Source organism: Kitasatospora sp. NPDC059747, assembly GCF_042732955.1.
Taxonomy (GTDB): Bacteria; Actinomycetota; Actinomycetes; order Streptomycetales; family Streptomycetaceae; genus Kitasatospora.
The window spans coordinates 58,916-62,871 of the sequence record NZ_JBHWGV010000029.1; the positions used below are offsets into that span (position 1 = coordinate 58,916).

2 protein-coding genes are annotated in these 3,956 nt (G+C 71.4%); both read left to right on the plus strand.

The features are described 5' to 3' along the window. The first annotated feature begins 188 nt into the window (after positions 1-188). Positions 189-2,708 carry a penicillin acylase family protein gene (locus tag ACFV4G_RS15530; protein WP_380440419.1) on the plus strand — a complete coding sequence of 840 codons (2,520 nt, stop codon included), beginning with the start codon at positions 189-191 and terminating at the stop codon, positions 2,706-2,708. Positions 2,709-2,787: 79 nt separating this feature from the next. Continuing rightward, entirely contained in the window at positions 2,788-3,840 is a 1,053-nt protein-coding gene (locus tag ACFV4G_RS15535) for an alpha/beta hydrolase (RefSeq protein ID WP_380440466.1), read from the plus strand. Positions 3,841-3,956: the final 116 nt, after the last annotated feature.

Genomic DNA, 3,956 nt, shown 5'->3' on the forward strand with positions numbered 1-3,956 from the left:
GTGTTTCCTACCCCGCGGCCCCGCCCCCGCCCCGGCGGGGCGGGGCGGGGGGCCGCCCCCCCGCCCCCCCCCGCGCCCGGGGGGGGGGCCGCCCCCCCCCCCGCCCCCGTCACCGGGATTTCATCGCCCCTCCCTAGCGTGACCGTGTCCAGACAGAAGCACGGGAACGCAGGGGAGAGGACGGCCCGATGGCACGGAGGAGATCGACGATGCGGCTGCCGGTGGCGCTCATGGCCGCGGCGGCCCTGCTGGGCACGATGGCGGTCGCCAAGGCACCCGCCGGCACACCCGACGCCGCGCCGGGGCCGGACAGGCCGACGATCCGGTACACCGAGTACGGGATCCCGCACATCATCGCCTCGACCCTGGGCGGCCTGGGCGAGGGCTACGGGTACGCCGCGGCCAAGGACAACATCTGCACCCTGGCCGACACCTACCTGATGGTCAACGCCCAGCGCTCCCGCTACCTGGGCCCCGACGGCAGGACGAGCCCCGGCGAGAAGCAGAACACCACCACCAACCTCAACAGCGACCTGTACTTCCAGCGGATCAACGACAACCGGGTGGTGGAGCGGCTGATCGACCAGCCCGCCCCCAACGGGCCGGAGCCGGAGGTCAAGGATGCCATCCGCGGCTACGTGAAGGGGTACAACCGCTACCTCGCCGAGACCGGCGTCACCAACATCTCCGACCCGGCCTGCCGCGGCGCGGCCTGGGTGCGCCCGATCACCGAACTCGACGTCTACCGGCACGCGCACGCCGAGATCATCATGGGCGTTGCCGACCCGCTGCTGGACGGCGAGGTCAACGCCGCACCCCCGGGGGCATCGGCGGCACCACAGGCCGCCGCACCACGGGCGAAGGCCGGACAGCAGGAGGCCGCGCCGCAGGACGCCGCTCCGCAGGCCTCGCCCGAGGAGACCGCGGCGAAGATCGCCGACGCGATGGCCGCCGCCCGCAGCGAGGGCAGCATGGGCAGCAACGCCCTGGCCGTCGGCTCCCAGGGCGTGGCCGCGGGCACCGGCACCGGCATGCTCCTCGCCAACCCGCACTTCCCCTGGCAGGGCAAGAACCGGATGTGGCAGAGCCAGCTCACCATCCCGGGCCGGTTCAACGTCTCCGGAGCCAGCCTGCTCGGCCTGCCCGCCGTGAACATCGGGCACACCGACGACGTCGCCTGGAGCCACACCGTCGCCACCGTCGCCCCGTTCGGCCTCTTCGACGTGCAGGTGGACCCGCTGCACCCGACCAACTACCTGGTGGACGGCGCCTGGCAGCCCATGGCCTCCCAGCAGGTCGGCGTCGACGTGCTGAACGCGGACGGCACCGTCGGCCGGGTCACCCGCACGCTGTGGTCCACCCGCTACGGGCCCGTCACCACCTCCATGCAGGGAATCCCGCTGCCCTGGGTGGTGAGCGCCCACGCGGTGCGCGACGCCAACATGGACAACCTGCGGGCCCTGAACACGTGGCTCCACCTCGACCAGGCCAAGGACGTCAACGACGTCGTCAGCGCCCTGGAGACCACCGAGGGCGTCCCCTTCTTCAACACCGTCGCCGCCGACCGCAAGGGCAACGCCCTCTACGCCGACATCCAGGCCGCCCCGAACATCACCGACGCCCACGCGCAGTCCTGCCTCACCTTGACCGGCCAACTGCTGTTCAACCAGCCCCTGAAGCTGCCCAACATCCCGCCGATCTCCATCTTCGACGGCAAACGCAGCGAGTGCGACTGGCCCGACGACCCGAACGCGGTCGCACCCGGCCTGCTGGACCCGCACAAACAGCCGCGCCTGATCCGCTCCGACTTCGCCGGCAACGCCAACGACAGCGCCTGGCTCGCCAACCCCGAGCAGCCGCTGGCCTTCCCGCGCGTCATGGGCGACACCGCCGCACCCCGCTCGCTGCGCACCCAGGAGCTGATCCTGACCGCGCAGAACCGGATCAACGGCAACGACGGCCTGCCGGGCCGGGGCTTCACCCCGGAGAACATGCGCCAGCTGCTGTTCGCCGACAACAGCAGGGCCGCCGACCTCGCCCTCAACGCCACGGTGACGGCGTGCCAGAACACCCTGTTCGGGCTCGTCCTGGTGGACGGCAACCTCGTCAACATCAGCGAGGCCTGCCCGATCCTGGCCGCCTGGGACCACACCTACACGGCGGACAGCCGGGGTTCGTGGCTGTTCGAGAACTTCTGGGCCTACCTGACGAACGGGCAGACGCCCGACAAGCTGCCCTGGCGGGTGCCCTTCGACCCCAAGGACCCGGTGCACACGCCCAATTCGCTGGACCCCGGCAACGACGCCGTCCGCAACTCGCTCGCCCGCGCGGTCCTCGCGCTGCGCAACTCCGGCATCGCGCTGAACGCGCGGCTGGGGGACGTCCAGAAGATCACCCGCAACGGCGAGCAGATCCCAATCCACGGCTCGATCCACGAACTGGGCGTGCTGAACGTGGTCACCCCCGGCATGGTCGACGGCAAGCTGGACATCACCTTCGGCTCCAGCTTCATCCAGCAGACGCTGTTCACCGCCGACGGCCCGCCGCAGTCCGCCTCGGTGCTGACCTACTCCCAGTCCGCCAACCCCAACTCGCCGCACTACGCCGACCAGACCCGGCTGTTCTCGGCGGGCCAGTGGGTGACGGAACGGTACACCGAGGACCAGATCGCGGCCTCACCGGTCCTGGAGGTCAAGGTCCTTGACTGAGACCGCGCCGCACACGACACCACACCCGAGGGGGAGCAGCGTGACGAAGAAACCCACCCGCTGGCGAACGGTGGTGGCCCTGCTGGCCGCCGTCGTCGGATTCGTCGGGACGGCCGCCGCGGCCGTCCCGGCCCAGGCGGCCCAGCCGGCCCCCGCGGGACCGCCCCGGATGGCGGACGGCTTCGGCCTGACCCAGGTCGACACGACCGTCGGCGGACCCACCAACTTCTACCTCACCGTCACCACGCCCGAGGTCACCGGCAAGCACCACATCAAGATCATCCTGCCGAGCGGCTACTACGACGACCCCGCCAGGCGCTACCCCGTGCTGTACTTCCTGCACGGCTCGCCCGACGACCCGATCCAGCAGACCTACCCGGCGCTGACCACCTCCAACGCGATGATCACCGTCATCCCGGACGGCGGCCCCCGCGGCTGGTACGCCAACTGGCTCAACCAGAACACCGTGCTCGGCGCCCAGAACTGGGAGAACTTCCACCTCAACCAGGTGATCCCGTTCATCGACGCGAACCTGCGCACCGTCGCCACCAAGAAGGCCAGGGCGATCGCCGGCGTCTCCATGGGCGGGTTCGGCGCCTTCCACTACGCCCAGGACCGCCCCGACCTGTTCAGCCAGACCGCCTCCCTGTCGGGCGACATCGACCTGTCCGCCGACTCCATGGACCTGCGGCTGGCCGCCGTCGCCACGCTCGTCGACGCGCAGGGCGTCGTCTGCGCCTCGGCGTCCGGGTTCTGCGACCCGAACAACGACCCCTACAAGCCCGGTGTGGACAGCGACGCCCTGTTCGGCTCGCCCTACCCGGTGTTCAACGTGGACTGGCGCTGGAACGCGGTCGACCCGTCGCAGCACATGGACAAGCTCGCCGGTGTCGGCGTCTCCGTCTACGTCGGCAACGGCCGCGGGGTGCCCACCGACCTGGAGTTCTGGCTGGAGGGCGCGTCCAAGCACGTCAAGGACCGCATGGACGCCCTGGGCATGCCGTACTACTACGTCGACTACGGCGACGGCTCCGCCTGGGGCACCCAGTGCAACGGCGGCCACAACGGCTACTGCTGGGAGCAGGACCTGCGCGACCTGATCCCGCGCCTGGAGCGGGCCTTCGCCTCCTGACGGCCGTACGGAACCGCTGAAGGCCGGGGGGGGGGCGCGCGCGGCGGGGGGGTGGGAGGGGCGCCGCGGCGCCGCGCGCGAGGGGTCGGGGGGGGGGGGGGCCGAGAACGCAGGGG

What these genes read in the sequence shown, in the direction of transcription:
- ACFV4G_RS15530 (WP_380440419.1), top strand. Translation starts at nt 189, where the DNA reads ATGGCACGGAGGAGATCGACGATGCGGCTGCCGGTGGCGCTCATGGCC.